At 73.5% G+C, this 15,230-nt stretch carries 14 protein-coding genes; 8 read left to right on the top strand and 6 right to left on the bottom strand.

The features are described 5' to 3' along the window. The first annotated feature begins 182 nt into the window (after positions 1–182). The 4 genes from AC07GB_RS25545 to AC07GB_RS25530 all read left to right on the top strand — a co-directional run bounded on the left by AC07GB_RS25545 (position 183) and on the right by AC07GB_RS25530 (position 3,332). On the top strand, positions 183–728 hold the full coding sequence (locus tag AC07GB_RS25545; protein WP_478849237.1) for a DUF5134 domain-containing protein: 546 nt from the start codon (positions 183–185) through the stop codon (positions 726–728). A gap of 161 nt (positions 729–889) precedes the next feature. Further along, on the top strand, positions 890–1,822 hold the full coding sequence (locus AC07GB_RS25540) for a M56 family metallopeptidase (protein ID WP_478849235.1): 933 nt from the start codon (positions 890–892) through the stop codon (positions 1,820–1,822). A gap of 33 nt (positions 1,823–1,855) precedes the next feature. Further along, complete coding sequence (locus AC07GB_RS25535) at positions 1,856–2,560, top strand: phosphatase PAP2 family protein (protein WP_478849233.1); 705 nt, start codon at positions 1,856–1,858, stop codon at positions 2,558–2,560. Positions 2,561–2,612: 52 nt separating this feature from the next. After that, the gene (locus tag AC07GB_RS25530; protein ID WP_478849231.1) at positions 2,613–3,332 is read left to right on the top strand and encodes an HAD family hydrolase; all 720 of its coding nucleotides are present in this window, start codon (positions 2,613–2,615) and stop codon (positions 3,330–3,332) included. Positions 3,333–3,349: 17 nt separating this feature from the next. Here AC07GB_RS25530 and AC07GB_RS25525 read toward each other — a convergent pair whose 3' ends face one another. Continuing rightward, positions 3,350–3,595, bottom strand: coding sequence for a DUF2630 family protein (locus AC07GB_RS25525; protein WP_478849229.1), 246 nt, complete (start codon positions 3,593–3,595; stop codon positions 3,350–3,352). Between the two features lie 270 nt (positions 3,596–3,865). On the opposite strand from AC07GB_RS25525, the gene AC07GB_RS25520 reads away from it, so the two are divergent. Continuing rightward, positions 3,866–4,483, top strand: coding sequence for a TetR/AcrR family transcriptional regulator (locus AC07GB_RS25520; protein ID WP_478849227.1), 618 nt, complete (start codon positions 3,866–3,868; stop codon positions 4,481–4,483). Positions 4,484–4,542: 59 nt separating this feature from the next. Here AC07GB_RS25520 and AC07GB_RS25515 read toward each other — a convergent pair whose 3' ends face one another. Next, positions 4,543–6,051, bottom strand: coding sequence for an LVIVD repeat-containing protein (locus tag AC07GB_RS25515; RefSeq protein WP_478849225.1), 1,509 nt, complete (start codon positions 6,049–6,051; stop codon positions 4,543–4,545). A 175-nt stretch (positions 6,052–6,226) separates the two neighbouring features. Between AC07GB_RS25515 and AC07GB_RS25510 the strand changes: the two genes are divergently transcribed. Beyond that, positions 6,227–6,922 (top strand): DUF305 domain-containing protein, encoded by a 696-nt coding sequence (locus AC07GB_RS25510; RefSeq protein ID WP_478849223.1) that lies wholly within the window; start codon positions 6,227–6,229, stop codon positions 6,920–6,922. A gap of 41 nt (positions 6,923–6,963) precedes the next feature. Here AC07GB_RS25510 and AC07GB_RS25505 read toward each other — a convergent pair whose 3' ends face one another. Beyond that, complete coding sequence (locus tag AC07GB_RS25505; protein WP_478849221.1) at positions 6,964–7,743, bottom strand: DUF6214 family protein; 780 nt, start codon at positions 7,741–7,743, stop codon at positions 6,964–6,966. A 171-nt stretch (positions 7,744–7,914) separates the two neighbouring features. Between AC07GB_RS25505 and AC07GB_RS25500 the strand changes: the two genes are divergently transcribed. Continuing rightward, the gene (locus AC07GB_RS25500) at positions 7,915–9,360 is read left to right on the top strand and encodes an FAD-dependent oxidoreductase (RefSeq protein ID WP_478849219.1); all 1,446 of its coding nucleotides are present in this window, start codon (positions 7,915–7,917) and stop codon (positions 9,358–9,360) included. A gap of 30 nt (positions 9,361–9,390) precedes the next feature. Here the strand turns inward: AC07GB_RS25500 and AC07GB_RS25495 are convergent, their stop codons facing one another. After that, on the bottom strand, positions 9,391–9,747 hold the full coding sequence (locus AC07GB_RS25495) for an ArsR/SmtB family transcription factor (protein ID WP_478849217.1): 357 nt from the start codon (positions 9,745–9,747) through the stop codon (positions 9,391–9,393). A 214-nt stretch (positions 9,748–9,961) separates the two neighbouring features. Here AC07GB_RS25495 and AC07GB_RS25490 point away from each other — a divergent pair, with 214 nt between their 5' ends. After that, positions 9,962–11,047 (top strand): NADH:flavin oxidoreductase/NADH oxidase, encoded by a 1,086-nt coding sequence (locus AC07GB_RS25490; protein WP_478849215.1) that lies wholly within the window; start codon positions 9,962–9,964, stop codon positions 11,045–11,047. 82 nt (positions 11,048–11,129) lie between these two features. Here AC07GB_RS25490 and AC07GB_RS25485 read toward each other — a convergent pair whose 3' ends face one another. Both AC07GB_RS25485 and AC07GB_RS25480 read right to left on the bottom strand, forming a co-directional pair. After that, positions 11,130–11,825: a L,D-transpeptidase family protein gene (locus AC07GB_RS25485; RefSeq protein WP_478849213.1), complete on the bottom strand. Its 696-nt coding sequence runs from the start codon at positions 11,823–11,825 to the stop codon at positions 11,130–11,132. 144 nt (positions 11,826–11,969) lie between these two features. Continuing rightward, positions 11,970–15,209 carry an amidohydrolase family protein gene (locus tag AC07GB_RS25480; RefSeq protein WP_478849211.1) on the bottom strand — a complete coding sequence of 1,080 codons (3,240 nt, stop codon included), beginning with the start codon at positions 15,207–15,209 and terminating at the stop codon, positions 11,970–11,972. Between the last annotated feature and the right edge of the window lie 21 nt (positions 15,210–15,230).

Below are 15,230 nucleotides of genomic sequence, written 5' to 3'. Positions count from 1 at the left end.
AGGTGCGGGTCGGGGGCGGGGAGCTGCTCATGACAGAGAATGTTAGCAAGTGTTTTACCTGAAAAATAATTGACTCGCTCCCCCGTCGCGCTCCCGTCGTACACCCGTGCGCTCCCGTACGCCGCCCTCACGCCGGGCATCGACTCGTCATCGGCGTCGACCGTCGATCGAGGAGGTGCCCGGTGCACGGACCCGGTTCGGCGAGCTGGCTGCTCGTGGCGCTCTGCGCGGCGAGCGGCACCTACTGCCTGCTGCGGATGCGCAGCCGTGTCGAGGAGCAGCGCCGCGCGGCGGGCGGCGAGGCGCTCATGGGCTTCGGCATGGCGCTGATGGCCGTGCCCGCCGCCACCCTGTCCCCGCCCCGGGGCGCGTGGCTCGCGTACGCGACGGTGTTCGCCGCCCTCGGTCTGCGCGCGGCCTGGACGACGCGGCGCTCCGCCCACCACGTCCACCACCTGGTGGGGGCCGCCGCGATGGTCTACATGTCGGCGGCGATGCTCTCCGCCCCCGGCGGCGGCCACGGCGACACGGGCGTCCCGGCGCTGACCGGCGCCCTCCTGCTGTACTTCACCGCGCACGTGCTCGCCTCGGGAGCGCGGCTCGCGCCGGTGGGGGCGGTGGTCACGCCGGAGGCCGGCGTCATCGGCTGGGGGGACCGGCCGGAGCTGGCTCTGGTGTGCCGCCTTGCGATGAGCATGGGCATGATCGCGATGCTCCTGACCCTGTGAGCGGAGCGGGGCTCTCCTCAGCCGCGAGCGGGACCCCGCCCTGGCTGCGCGGCCCGCACCTCGCGACGGCGCCCCTGAACCCGCGTCCCCAGCCGTGGCGTACGTCACTTCACGGCGAAGGCCCGTATCCTCACAAGGCACGCCCCTCATAGGGTTGACCCATGATGGTCCCCGTCGCGCTGTTGCTCCTGGGCGCGCTGACCGCCCTCGTCGCTCCCCGGATGCTCGCGCGAGCGGACTGGCCGGAGCGCGAACCGGTGGTCGCGCTCTGGGTGTGGCAGTGCGTGGTGGCGGGCGTGCTGCTCTGCTGCGCCCTGTCGATGACGTTCAGCGCGGCCGCCGCCTGGCAGGCCGTGCGGGGACAGCTGTTCGCGCCCGCGCCGCACGGCGTCGTCGAGGCGTACGCGCTCGGCCCGACGCCCTGGGCCACGGTGACGGCGGTGGCACTCGCCTGCGGCGGCGTGTGGACGGCCGTGATGCTCACGCGCGAGATCGCCCGCGCCCGGGCCAGGCGCGCCAAGCGACGGGCCGAACTGGTGGTGCGCGCACCGCTGTTGCCCGGCGAGGAGCCCGGCGCCGACCGGCTCGTCGTCCTGGAGGGCGAGCGGCCCGACGCCTGGTGGCTGCCCGGCGCCGCGCCCCAACTGGTCATCACCACCGCCGCGTTGCGCCGCCTGAAGGGAAGTCAGCTCGACGCGGTGCTCGCGCACGAGCAGGGGCACGCGCAGGCCCGGCACGACTGGCTCCTGCACTGCTCAGGGGCGCTCGCCACGGGCTTTCCGCAGGTGCCGGTGTTCGCCGCGTTCCGCGACGAGATGCACCGCCTTGTGGAGCTGGCCGCCGACGACGTGGCCTCGCGCCGCTTCGGGCGCCTGACCGTCGCGCTCGCCCTCGTCGAACTCAACGAGGACCGGGGCGTGTTCGGCCCCTGCCCCACCCCGCAGGCGCACGTGCCGGCCCGGGTGCACCGGCTGCTCGCCGCCCGCCCCCGGCTCACCGCCGGGCGCCGGCTGCGGCTGACCGCCGCCGCCGCGCTCGTGCCGGTCGTACCGCTCCTGGTGTCGTTCGTCCCGGCGCTGCGCGTGCTCGGTTAGGTTTCGCCGCAGGGCATCGGTCAGGATCGAACCATGGATTCCGCGCCTCCCCCGACGACGCCCCCGCCGCCCCGCTCCTCCCGTGCGGCGGTACTGCTCGCGCTCCCCTCGCTGCTGCTGTTCGTCCTGGTCGCCGCAGAATGGCAGCCGTTGCTCACCCTGGACGGCGACATCGCGCGGACCACGCACCGCTGGGCGGTGGACCACCGGGACCTCACGCAGACCGCCCGCGTCCTCACGGACTGGGTGTGGGACCCGTGGACGATGCGCCTCCTGTGCACGGCCGTGGTGCTGTGGCTCGCCGCGCGGCGGGCCTGGTGGCTCGCGCTGTGGCTCGCGGCGACCTGCCTGGTGGGCACGCTGGTCCAGCAGGCCATGAAGGCGGCGGTCGGCCGGGAGCGCCCGGTGTGGCCGGACCCGGTGGACTCCGCGCACTACGCGGCCTTCCCGTCCGGGCACGCCCTGACGGCGACCGTCGTGTGCGGACTGCTCCTGTGGCTGCTGCGCCGCTGCGGCGTGGGGGCGGCCGTGTGGCGCACCGCCCTCGCCGTGTCCGTGGTGTCCGTCGTCGGCGTCGGTCTCACCCGTGTGTGGCTGGGGGTCCACTGGGCCTCGGACGTCGCGGCGGGCTGGCTGCTCGGCGCCCTGACCGTCGCCGTCGCGATCGCGCTGTACGACCGCTACGCGCCCGCCGTGCCGCCCACGGTGCCCAGGGGACGGGCCGGCAGCCGCCAGTGAGGCCGGCGGGTGGTGCTTGACCCCGCGCCGGGCGGTCCCGGACGATCGCGGCATGGCGGTCGAGGGCGTGCTGTTCGACTTCTCCGGGACGCTGTTCCGCGTCGAGTCCACCGCGGCCTGGCTGCGGGCCGCCCTCACCGCGCGAGGTGTCGCCCTGCCGCCGGACCAGGAGGCGCGGCTCGCCCGGGCCCTCGACCGCGCGGGAGCCCTGCCGGGCGGCACGCCGGCTCCGGAGGCTCCCGGGCACCTCGCCGGCCTGGTCGCGCGCCGGGACGAGAGCGCGGAACTGCACCGCGCCGCGTACACGGGTCTCGCCCGGACCGTGCCCCTGCCCGATCCGGGCCTCTACGACGCCCTCTACGACCGGCACATGACACCGGAGGCCTGGCGGCCCTACCCCGACGCGCTCGACGTCCTCAGCGGGCTGCGGGCACGCGGTGTGCGCGTCGGCGTGGTGAGCAACATCGGCTGGGACCCGCGCCCCGTCTTCCGCGCGCACGGCCTCGACCCGTACGTGGACGCGTACACGCTGTCCTACGAGCACGGCGTCCAGAAGTCCGACCCGCGCCTCTTCGCGCACGCCTGCGACGCCCTCGCCGTCGACCCCGCGGACACGCTGATGGTGGGCGACGACCGCCGGGCGGACGGCGGCGCGGCCGTCCTCGGCTGCGCCGTGCACTTCGTGCCCCATCTGCCGGTGGACCGGCGACCCGACGCCCTGCGCCCCGTTCTGGCCCTGGCCGGCGGAGGCGGCACACCCGCATCAGCGTGAGCGCGCGAGCCGGGCGCTCACGACTCGTAGTGCTCCACCTGCGCGGCGGGCCGCGCCCGTACCGAGTCCGGGTCGCCGCCGAACTCCTCCTTGGCCCGCCGCCTGCGCAGCAGGTCCCAGCACTGGTCGAGTTCCCGCTCCAGGTCGCCCAGGCGAGCCCGCTCCGTGGTCTCGTCGATCGCCCCGGACGCGAGCGATTCCCTGAGGGTCTTCTCGGCGTCGACCATCTCCGTGATCCGCGCCAGAATCTGCTGTTGGTCCATGTTCAAGCGCCTCCTCGACCCCCCGGGCCCCACTGTAAGGAGACAGAGCCGGATCGGCGAGGAGAGCGGGGAAGAACGGGGCCATCAGGAAGAACCGGACCGAAAGCACCGAGGAAGAGGGCGGGCGCGGCGGCCGACGCCGGGCATGCCCGAAGGCAGGCAACACTCCCCCGCGGTGTTGCCTGCCCCAGGCAGCCCCGGCCCACGTCGGCCCGGGCCGGGATGTCCTGAGTATATTGGCTGTGAGCCAGTCAACGCAGGAGTTACAGGATGTCCCCGCGTAGCCCATCGGTCAATGAAGAGTTGCGAAGGCGTTCCCGCGAGCGGCTTCTGCAAGCCACGGTGGACCTGGTGGGCGAGCACGGCTACGAGGCGACGACGCTCGCGGACATCGCCGACCGCGCAGGCTCCGCGCGCGGCCTCGTGTCGTACTACTTCCCGGGAAAGCGCCAGCTCCTGCAGTCGGCCGTGCACCGCCTGATGCATCTGACGCTCCAGGAGGCCCTGGAGCGGGAGCCGCGGACCGAGGACGGCGACGAGCTGCTGGCCCGCGCCGTCGACGCGATCCTCGGCCTGGCCCGGGACCGCCCCGTCCTGATGCGCACGCACATGGCGGGCATCCTCCAGGCCGACGGCTTCGTGCAGTGCCCCGAGCAGCAGCGGCTCGCGTTCCTGCTGCGCGACACCATGGTCCGGCACGGCTCGCCGGACGTGGAGACGGACTACCCGATGCTGCGCGCCCTGCTCATGGGCGCGGTGTTCGCCCTGCTGATCCCGGGCGCGCCGATGCCCTTCGAGCGACTGCGCGCGGAGCTGTTCCAGCGCTACGGACTCGACTGGAAGCTCGGCGTCCCGCCGGGCGACGAGCCGCCCGACGGGACGTCCTAGAGCGCGCGGGAGCGACGGCTCCGTACTGGCCGGCGCCGGTCAGGGCCAGTCGGTGCCGGTCAGTGCCCGCGGAAGTACTGCGGTTGCGTCTGCACGTTCAGCTCGCTCAGCCGTACGCGCTTGGCCGGGTCCGTGCGCTTGTCGTTGAGCTTCAGTACGTCGAAGCCCTTGACCATGTCGTTCGAGTAGATGTGGCCGTTGTAGTAGTACGCCGACCACGAGCCGCCGCCGACCAGCTGGTCCGCGGAGAGCGGGCCGCGCTCGAAGTAGGCGATCTCCTTGGGCTTGGCCGAGTTGGTGAAGTCCCACACGGAGACGCCGCCCTGGTACCAGGCCTGGACCATGAGGTCCTTGCCCTTGACCGGGATCAGGGAGCCGTTGTGGGCCACGCAGTTCTCGGTGTCCGCCTGGTGGCGCGGGATCTTGAAGTAGCTCTTGAAGACCAGTTGGCGCTTGTCGCCCCAGCCCTTGATCTCGTAGATGCCGTCGGCGCCGCGGTTCGGGCCGATCTCGGCGTTGCAGGTGGCGCCACCGCCCCCGCCCAGCTCATCGGTGAACACGACCTTGTCGGCGTCCTGGTTGAAGGTCGCCGAGTGCCAGAAGGCGAAGTTCACGTTGTCCTGGACGCGGTCGATGACCTTCGGGCGTTCGGGGTCCTTGATGGAGAACAGGATCCCGTCACCCATGCAGGCGCCCGCGGCGAGGTCCTCCGAAGGCAGCACGGTGATGTCGTGGCAGCCGGTGGTCTTGGAGACGCCCGGGTTGGTGGGCGAGCCCGGGTTGCCGCCGCCGTCCGGGCCCTCGCCCGGGAACAGGACGGGGAAGCCGACGACCGCCGCCTTCTGCGGAGCCTTGCGCGGCACCTTGATCACGGAGATGCCGTCGTGCGGCGGCTGGCAGTCGGGGAACGCCGCGCTCGGCGCGTACGAGGAGACGTAGACGTAGACGTTGCGGCGCTCGGGCACCAGCGTGTGCGTGTGCGAGCCGCAGGCGGTCTCGACGGCGGCGACGTAGCGCGGGTTGCGCTTGTCGCTGATGTCGAAGACCTTCATGCCCTCCCAGGAGGACTTCTCCGTGGCGGGCTGCGTGGTGCTGGAGCAGGAGCTGTCGCTGCGCGAGGAGTCGGTCGACAGGAACAGCAGGTCACCGGAGACCGAGACGTCGTTCTGGGAGCCCGGGCAGAGGACCTGCGCGACGGTCTCGGGCTTCTTCGGGTTGCTGATGTCGAAGATGCGGAAGCCGTCGTAGTTCCCGGCGAAGGCGTACTTCCCCTGGAAGGCGAGGTCCGAGTTGGTGCCCGGCAGCGCGTCCTTGGGGATGTTGCCGAGGTGCTCGATGTTGTCGGAGTGGACTATCTCGTCGGGCGCGGGGATCTTTCCGTCCGCTATGGCCCGCTTGGTGTCGGCGGCGTCCGACTTCGACACCTTCTTCGGCGCCTTGGGGCTGTCGCCGGGGTCGGGGGTCGCCGCCGCCGGGACGGCGGTGAGCAGCGCGGCGAGGAGACCCGCGGCAGCCGTGACAACTCCCAGGCGTCTGCGCCGGGTTCGGGGTTCGTTCAGCAGAGTCACTGCGTCCTCCCTTGTGGCCGTTCGAGAGTGAACGGTGCACGGACACCCGCAGTATCGTGCTCCTCATGTACAAATCAACAGGGGGAAACACGGCCGTCATGAACACTTCCGGTTGCTGATGCTCATCGGCGTGCTAGGACGGACCCCACCACCCCGCGCGTCCCAGGAGGTTGCCGTGCCCCACCGCCGTACGTCCGCCGCTCGTACGCCCGTTGTCCGCGCCTTCGCCGTGACCGCGCTCGCCGTGACCGCCGCCCTCGCGCTCGGCGCCTGCGACTCCGGCCCGGGATCGGACGCGAAGGCCGGATCCGGCTCCTCGTCCGGGCCTTCGGTGATCGCTCCGGGCGAGCCCGGCGAGACGGCGGCGACGCTCTCGGCCGAGGAGGCCGCGCGGCAGAGAACCGACGACGACAGCCCGAACTCGGCGGACTTCGACTACGTCGAGAAGATGATCCCGCACCACGCCCAGGCCCTGGAGATGACCCGGCTCGTCCCGAAGCGGGCGAGGTCTACGAAGGTGAAGCGGCTCGCCGACCGCATCACGGCGGCCCAGAAGCCGGAGATCGGCGCCATGGAGCGATGGCTCAAGAGCCAGGGCAAGAAGGCAGAGAAGCGCGGGCACGGCGCTCACCGCGACCACGCGGGGATGCCGGGGATGGCCACGCCCGCGCAGCTCGAGCAGTTGCGGGCGGCCAAGGGCGAGGCCTTCGACGAGCTGTTCCTGAAGCTGATGATCACGCATCACTCGGGGGCCGTCACCATGGCCACGGACGCGCTGTCGGAGGGCAACAACCTCTTGGTGGAGGAGATGGCCAACGACGTCATGGCGCAGCAGACGGCCGAGATCAACCGGATGCGCGGGATGAGCTGAGGCCCGGCCGGCCCGCTCCGCCCGCCGCTCGACGGCCGTGCCTAGCGGCGGCGGTGGCGCGGCGACAGGTGGCCCGCGTCCCGGGCCCCCGCGATCAGGCGCAGGGATTTGCGGCGGCTGTGCCCCGTCGCGCACATCACCGCGAGCACCGGGTCGCGGCCCTCGTCGCGTGCCGTGCGGTACGCCTCCACGGCGGCCTGGCGCACGGTGTCGGCGCGCTGTCCGGAAGGACCGGCCCGGCGTGCGGCAGCCGCCCTCTCGTCGGCGAGCCCGCCGCGGCAGGAGGCGTCGGCGGGACCGTACTGCTGGGCGACGCCCCGGCAGACGTCCGCCAGCGGGCCCTCGATGCGGCCGGCGAGCGCGACCAGCTCGGGCAGCGGCAGCGGCGGCTCCGCCCGGAGGTCCTCGATCGCGACACGGCCTTCGCTGACGGCGGCGAGCACGTCGACGTGGGCGCCGTCGAGGTCGAGGCGGACGTGGAGGAGGGACGAGGGCTCGCCACCCGGACGGCGGCCGTCCGGGCGGCCGTCGGCGGTACTGAAGAGCCTGCCGTCGGCGCTGGAGAAGCGCTGGAAGTCGGCACTGGCGAAGCACTGACCGTCTTTGCCGGCGAACAGCTCGCCGTCGGCGCTGGTGAACAGCTGGAGCGTGTCGGCCGAGGGGTCCGCCGCCCATCGCGGTGCCTCGCCGTACGCCGTGGGGTCCAGCGGTTCCTGCGGGGCCGGAGGCCACTCGTCCAGCGGGTCCGCGCCGGGCCACCGCGGCCCCCCGGCCGAACGTGGGTAATGATCACTCTCGTCGAAAAATGAGCTTTCCAGCACAGTCGCACGGTAGCCCTACAGTCACACTCCGCCAGAGCGGCACGCACGCGACGGGCGGCAGGGCACCCTGACAGCGGCACGGGCGGAGACGACCGGCGGGTGCTCGCCAGGGGCACGCGCCGCGGCTCCGGTGGCTCGTCCCTCCCCTCCCCCTTTGCGCACACCGGTGCGATGCTGAAGTCAGCCAGGCATCAGGGCGTCCCGGGGACACCTCGCGGAAGGAGCTCCGCCGTGCACGTCGCCGTCGTGGGATCGGGTCCGAGTGGGGTCTACACCGCGCAGAGCCTGGTCCAGCAGGACCACGTGCCCGGTGTGCGGGTCGACGTGCTCGACCGGCTGCCGTGCCCGTACGGGCTCGTGCGCTACGGCGTGGCGCCCGACCACGAGAAGATCAAGTCCCTCCAGAAGACGCTCCGCACGGTCCTCGAACACGAGCGCGTGCGGTTCCTCGGGGGTGTGGAGATCGGCCCCGGCGCGGTGCCCCCGGCCCGGCTGCTCGACTGCTACCACGCGGTGGTGTACTGCGTGGGCGCCGCCACCGACCGCAGGCTCGGGGTGCCCGGCGAGGACCTGCCCGGGAGCCACTCGGCGACGGAGTTCGTGTCCTGGTACAGCGCCCACCCGGACGTGGCGGTGAACGGCTCGGGGGCGCAGGACCGCTTCGTACGGGATGTGGACGCGGCCGTCGTCATCGGCGTCGGGAACGTGGCGGTGGACGTGGCGCGGATGCTCGCGCGCGGCGCCGCGGAGCTGTTGCCCACCGACATGCCGCACGAGGCGCTCGGCGTCCTCACCGCGAGCCGGGTGCGCGAGGTCCACATGGTGGGGCGGCGCGGCCCTTCGCAGGCGCGCTTCACCACGAAGGAGCTGCGGGAGCTCGGCTCGCTCCCGGACACCGAAGTACTCGTGGACCCCGAGGAGTTGGCCCTCGACCCCGGCTACGCCGACCCCTCGGGCCTGTCCGCGGCGAGCCGGCGCAACGTGGAGGTCCTGCGCGGCTGGGCGCAGCGGCCCGAGCGGGGGCTCGCGCGCCGCATCCGGCTGCGGTTCTTCCTGCGGCCGGTGGCGCTGACCGAGGCAGCGGGCCGCGTGGGCGGCGTGCGGTTCGAGCGGACGCTGCCGGACGGGCGCGGCGGCGTGACCGGCTCCGGCACGTACGAGGAGATCGGGGCGCAGCTCGTCCTGCGGTCGGTGGGCTACCGCGGGGTGCCCATCGAGGGGCTGCCCTTCGACGCGTCCAGCGGCACGGTGCCGCACACGGCGGGGCGGGTCCTGCGTGACGGCGCGGTGTCGCCGGGCGAGTACGTCGCGGGCTGGATCAAGCGCGGGCCCACGGGAGTGATCGGCACGAACCGGCCGTGCGCCAAGGAGACGGCCCTCTCCCTGCTCGACGACGCGCCCGCCCTCGCGCGCCGGGCGGTGGCGGACGAGCCCCTCGCCGCGCTGCGGGCGGCGGGCGCCGAGCCCGTCGAGTGGCCCGGGTGGCTCGCGATCGAGCGGGCCGAGGCCGAGCAGGGGCGCCGGCTCGGGCGCGGCGGCTCGGTGAAGATCCCGGACTGGGCGGGCCTTCGCGAAGCGGCGGCCCGCGGCGGCGAGCACCCTCGGGTGCGGCCCTGATCGCCCCGCGCCCTGCGCTCGATCAGCGGCTCAGCCCTCGCCCGCAAGGCGCTCCGCCTGCCGCCCGGCCGCGGCGAGGACGCTGTCGAGCAGGCCGGGGAACAGGGCGTCCAGGTCGGCGCGGCGCAGGGCGTTGAGCTTGGCGGTGCCGCGGTAGATCTGCTGGATCACGCCCGCCTCGCGCAGCACGCGGAAGTGGTGCGTGGTGGTGGACTTGGTGACCGGCAGCTCGAAGTGCGAACACGTGAGTCCGGCGTCGTCCCCCGCCAGTTCGCAGACCACGAGCAGGCGCAGCGGGTCGGACAGGGCGTGCAGCACGCTTTCGAGACGGATCTCGTCACGCGCCGGGTGCGCGAGCACCCGCGAACTCGGTGCGGCGGTCGTCATGGCGGCTCCACGGGGACGGGGCGTACGCGCCGCGGCGGGCGCGCCGCGCGGTGTGTGTACGGGGTGCGTACCGGACGTTTCCATTGTACGAGAGCCATCGTAGTTTGACTTTCTCCGTATTACGATGCCTATCGTACGAGCGGCAGGGGGCGTCCGGAGCGGCCTGTGGCGCTCCCTGCCCCGTACCACTCGCCGCCCCCGAAGGGAGCACGCCGTGAGCGCGCTGTTCGAGCCCTACACCCTGCGGAACCTGACCATCCCCAACCGCGTCTGGATGGCGCCGATGTGCCAGTACTCCGCCGAGGCCACCGGGCCGGAGGCGGGTGTCGCCACGGACTGGCACCTGGCCCACTACGCGGCGCGCGCCACCGGCGGCACGGGGCTGCTCCTCACCGAGGCCACCGCGGTCAGCGCCGAGGGCCGCATCAGCCCCTGGGACCTCGGCATCTGGAACGACACCCAGGTCGCGGCGCTGCGCCGGATCACCGACTTCGTCAAGGGCCAGGGCGCGGCGGTCGGTGTCCAGATCGCCCACGCGGGCCGCAAGGCCGCCACCGACGCCACCTGGCGCGGCGGCGCGCCCCTCGCCCCGGACGCGGGCGGCTGGCAGCCGGTCGCCCCGAGCGCGGTGGCCTTCGACGAGCGCCACCCCGTCCCCACCGAGCTGACCCGGGACGGCATCCGCCGGATCGTCGGCGAGTTCGCGGACGCGGCGCGGCGCGCCCTGGACGCGGGCTTCGACGTCGTCGAGATCCACGGCGCCCACGGCTATCTGATCGGCGAGTTCCTCTCCCCGCACAGCAACCGGCGCACCGACTCCTACGGCGGCGACTTCGCGGGCCGCACCCGCTTCGCCCTGGAGGTCGTCGACGCCGTGCGCGCGGTGTGGCCCGAGGACAAGCCGCTGTTCTTCCGCGTCTCGGCCACCGACTGGCTCCAGGACGGCGCTCCGGGCTGGACCGCCGACGACACCGTCCGGCTCGCGCCGCTGCTCAAGGAGCACGGCGTGGACCTCCTCGACGTCTCCACCGGCGGCAACGCCTCGGGCGTGCGCATCCCCAGCGGACCCAACTACCAGGTCCCCTTCGCCACCCGGGTGCGGACGGAGACGGAGCTGCCCGTCGCGGCCGTCGGTCTGATCACCGAGGCCGCGCAGGCCGAGAAGATCCTGGCCAACGGCGAGGCCGACGCGATCCTGCTCGGCAGGGAGCTGCTGCGCAACCCGTCGTTCGCCCGTCAGGCCGCCCGTGAGCTGGGCGCGGACGTGCACGTGCCGAACCAGTACCTGCGCTCCGTCTGAGCCGCGCCCTTGGACGGGCCGCGCGCAAAAGAGCGCCGCCGGGAGGAGTCCTCCCGGCGGCGCTCGACGGCTCCCGGACCGATCAGGTGCCCGGCTTGCGGCCGTAGACGAACACGTCGTCGCCCTTGCGCAGCATGTTCCAGTACTTCACGGCGTCCTTCTTCGTCATGTTGACGCAGCCGTGCGAGCCCGGCGGGGACCAGACGCTGATGCCCACCGAGTGGAAGGCCTGGCCGCCGTCGAAGAACTGGCTGTACGGCATGGGCACGTGGTACAGGCTCGACACGTGGTCGATGTCCCGCCAGTAGACCTTCTTCAGGCCGGTGCGGGTCTCGTGCCCGTTACGGCCGGTGCGCACCGGGACCGGGCCGTACTTGAGCTGCTTGCCGTCCTGGATCCAGCTGAGCTGGAGCGTGAGGTCGACGCAGGCGATGCGGCCCTTGTTGGTCGGGCACTTGCCCGCCTTGTTCGGGTTGTCGCCCACCGCCTTCTGCTTGTTCATCAGGTCCATCACGCCCCAGGTGACGGCGCCCGCGTACCCCGCGTTCGGGGTGATCTTGTGCTTGGTCTGGAAGGCCTTGATGGCCTTGCAGTCGGCGGCCGACTGCTTGCCGTCCACGGGTCGGCCGAGGAACTTCTCGACCTGCTTCTGGTACGGCCCGGTCTGCGTGGAGCAGGACGCGGCCTGTGCGGTGCCGGTCCCCATGGCGATCGCGAGCGGGGCCACCATTCCGGCGATCCCCAGTGCGACGGCTCCTCGTCTGCCTATGTCCCCCACAGCTGCGTGCTCCTTGTTTCGTACGTACGACGATTTCCCCCTGGTAGACAGCGAGAGGCGCGGGTTCGTTGTAGGGGGAATTGACACAGGTGTGTAACAGAGGCCGATATGCCGACGGAGCCCGGCCGGGCCCGCCGCCCGCGATCACACGCCCAGGTCGCAGCAGCCGTCCTTGCGCATGAGGCGGCCCACCTTCAGCCAGTCCGTGTCGCGCGGGATACGCCGGGCCGCCGACGCGAAGGCGCCCACGAGGTCCTCGGTCTCGTAGGGCGTGCCGCCGCGCAGCACCCCGACCGTGCGCACCAGGGAGGTGAAGTCGGTGAACGGGTCGCCGTCGACGATCGTCAGGTCGGCGAGCCGCCCACGCTCGACGGTGCCGAGGTCCTTCTCGACGCCGAACAGGCGGGCGGGCAGGACCGTCGCGGTGCGCAGCGCCTCGACCGGGGAGAGCCCGCCCCGGTGCAGCGCGCGCAGGCCCATGTGCAGGGCCAGGCCGACGGGCACGAGGGGCTGGTCCGTGCCGAGGGCCACGAGGCCGCCCGCCGCGAGGATCCGCCGGTAGATGTCGGTCTCCGTGCGCAGCGTGGCGAGCTGGGCGGCGGTCGGCGGCGTCGCGGCCGACTTGCGGACGCTCTCCACGTCCCAGGGCGGCATGACGGCCGTGACCCGGGGGTCGTCGGCCAGCGCGGGGTCGGCCCCGATCAGCGGCACGGACGTGAACGGCGTCGCGATGAGCGCGAAGTGGGCGCCGCGCGCGGAGTAGATCTCGGTGACGTCGTCGTAGGCGCGGCCCGACGCGGTGATGGCGTGCCCGAACTCGGCCCGCTGGGTGGCTTGCAGATGGGTCGTCAGGTCCTGGCCCGTCTGGATGCCGGGCGACAGGAAGTGGCTGCCGCTGCGCACGCCGAGCCGCTCGTGGGCGAAGCGCGCCGCCTCCTCCATGACCCAGCTCGGCGCCCGTACGTACGTCTTGACGAAGTCCCAGTCGAGTTGCTCGGCCCGCTCCAGGGAGCGTCTGAGGCCGGCCCGGGTGCGGTGGGCGCGGCCCATGCTGTAGGCGACTCGGCCGCCGTCGAGAAGCTCGCCCGTGGTCAGCAGGCGCGGCCCGGCGAGCGCGCCCGTGGCCACGGCCTCGCGGACGCGGGCCTGCTCGTGGGCGAAGCCGCCGAGGGACACGGCGGTGGTGATGCCGTAGGTGAGCTGGCCCACCGTCTGCCGTCCGCCGTAGGTGCTCTGCCAGGGGTGGGTGTGCGTGTCCCACAGGCCGGGGAGCACCGTGCGCTCGGATGCGTCGATCCTGCGCCGGGCCGTGCGTGCGGCCCGGTGCGGCGCGACCTCGGCGACGCGGCCGCCGCGTACGACGATGTCGACGTCCTCGCGCACGGCGGTGCCGGTGCCGTCCCACAGCCGCCCGGCGTGCACCACCGTGTCCGCGGGGGTGGGGCGGCGCTGGTCGAGTGGCACCCGGACCGTGCGGGCCCGGCCGCCGTCGACGCCGATCAGGCGCAGCCGGGCGCCCGAGAGGTACAGCAGGGTCGTGGAGTCGCCGGACCAGGTGGGGTGGTCGGCGGGTTCGGTGGTGAGGGTGCGGAGCTTGCCGCGCGGGGTGCCGTCGGCGGTGACGGGCAGCAGGCACAGGGCGGACTCGACGATCACGGCGAGCCAGCGCCCGTCCGGGGACCAGACGGGCCCGGAGTCGTAGCGGTCGGCGATGGAGGTGTGCGGCGCGACGGGGTGGAGGCGGTCGGTGCCGGTGGTGGTGTCGACGACGCGGACGAGGTTGTAGCCCTCGCGGAAGCGCAGGTTGAGGCGGTTGCGGTCGCAGAACGCGAGGTGGCGGCCGTCGGGCGACCAGCTGGGGCGGCCGGGAAGGCCGCCGCCGCCCAGCGGCTCGGCGAGGATCCGCTCGGTGCCCGCGCCGAGGTCGCGGACCACGAGCCGCCCGGTCATGTCGAGGCAGGCAAGGCGCTCGCCGTCGGGCGAGAGCGCCGGGTGCACCCGGCCGCCGGTGGCGAGCGTGGTCTCGGCGCCGCTCTCCAGGTCGTGGCGGTACACGCCGAGCAGCCCGTCGCGGTCGTCGGCGTACACCAGGGAGCGGCCGTCGCGCGCCCAGGACGGGCCGAGCAGATAGCGGGTGGGCTCCGCCTTGCGCAGACGGCGCGGTGCCTTGCCGCCCGAGGTACCCGCGAGCCACAGCGAGTTGAGGGCGGCGAACGCGATGTGCCTTCCGTCCGGCGAGAGGGCCGGCAGGTGGATGCCCCGCACCGGGCGCACCCGGTCCTCGCCCAGGTCGTACTCCTTGACGCGGTAGCGGGGCCGGTCCACGGGCAGGACGCCTTCGAAGGGGATCGGCCGCGGTGTGCCGGGGGCTTCGGGGCGGACGAGGGTGAAGCGGCCGTCGACGGTGAGGAGCAGTTCGCCGTCCTTGGTCCAGCGGGGCGGCACGGGCGCGATGTCTCCGGGGACGTCGACGGGTCGGCCGTCGACGACGAGCACGCAGGAGCCGTTCGGGGCCGCCGTGGTCCGCAGATAGGCGAGGCGGCGGCCGTCCGGGGCCGGGGCCGGTGTCATCACCTGGGCGCTGGCGGTCTCGGTGTGCTCGACGACGACCGGGCCCGTGCCCCCGGCGGGTACGGCGGCGACCGTGCGCGCTTCGAGGGTGATGCCCGTGGGGGTGGTGACGCCCTTGGCCCGGACGAAGAGGATGCGGGTGCCGTCCGGGGTCCACGCCGGGTCGAAGTCCTCCCAGCGGCCGTCCTGGAGGGGGCCGTCCTGCCCCGGCACGCCCGTCACCCGGGTCAGCTTCCCGGTGCGCAGGTCGAGGACGTGGACGCGGTACGCGCTGCCCGCCACCGGGTCGCCGCCCCGCTCGGAAGCGAAGGCGATCCTGGTGCCGTCGGGCGACCAGGCCGGGCCCCGGTCGTCCCACGGCCCTTCGGTCCGCCGGCGCAGGTCGGTGCCGTCGGCGCGCACGGTCCAGATGTGGAAGCCGCCGTCGCGGTAGGCGCAGAACGCGATGTGCTCGCCGTCCGGCGCGTAGACCGGCCGGTTGGGTTCGAGGTCGGCCGGGGTGAGCTGCACAGCCTTGCCGCCGTCGCGCGGGGCGGACCACAGGACGTGCTGCACCTCGGCGATCAGCCGGTCCCCTGCGGGTGAGAGGGTCGCCGAGCCGTTGGTGGCGCGGGTGAAGGACAGGGGCACGCCGGCGGCGGGGCGCGCCACGGCGGGCGCGGGGGCCAGGACGCCCGCCGCGCCGGTGGCGGCGACGCCCGCCACGCCTGCGGCCGCCAGGAGTTGACGGCGCGTCAGGGAGAGCGGGAGGAGGGGGGAGGAAGACGGCGAAGACAACGAAGACGACGAGTCGGTGTGGCTGTCACGGTCCATGACACAGCACACTCGCGCACC

This window comes from Streptomyces sp. NPDC045778, from assembly GCF_056431945.1.
Note: the sequence above shows the minus strand (reverse complement) of the source record. Positions and strands in the feature narration are given on the sequence as shown.

What these genes read in the sequence shown, in the direction of transcription:
- AC07GB_RS25540 (WP_478849235.1), top strand. Translation starts at nt 890, where the DNA reads ATGATGGTCCCCGTCGCGCTGTTGCTCCTGGGCGCGCTGACCGCCCTC.
- AC07GB_RS25535 (WP_478849233.1), top strand. Translation starts at nt 1,856, where the DNA reads ATGGATTCCGCGCCTCCCCCGACGACGCCCCCGCCGCCCCGCTCCTCC.
- AC07GB_RS25530 (WP_478849231.1), top strand. Translation starts at nt 2,613, where the DNA reads ATGGCGGTCGAGGGCGTGCTGTTCGACTTCTCCGGGACGCTGTTCCGC.
- AC07GB_RS25525 (WP_478849229.1), bottom strand. Translation starts at nt 3,595, where the DNA reads ATGGACCAACAGCAGATTCTGGCGCGGATCACGGAGATGGTCGACGCC.
- AC07GB_RS25520 (WP_478849227.1), top strand. Translation starts at nt 3,866, where the DNA reads ATGTCCCCGCGTAGCCCATCGGTCAATGAAGAGTTGCGAAGGCGTTCC.
- AC07GB_RS25500 (WP_478849219.1), top strand. Translation starts at nt 7,915, where the DNA reads ATGCTGAAGTCAGCCAGGCATCAGGGCGTCCCGGGGACACCTCGCGGA.
- AC07GB_RS25495 (WP_478849217.1), bottom strand. Translation starts at nt 9,747, where the DNA reads ATGACGACCGCCGCACCGAGTTCGCGGGTGCTCGCGCACCCGGCGCGT.
- AC07GB_RS25480 (WP_478849211.1), bottom strand. Translation starts at nt 15,209, where the DNA reads ATGGACCGTGACAGCCACACCGACTCGTCGTCTTCGTTGTCTTCGCCG.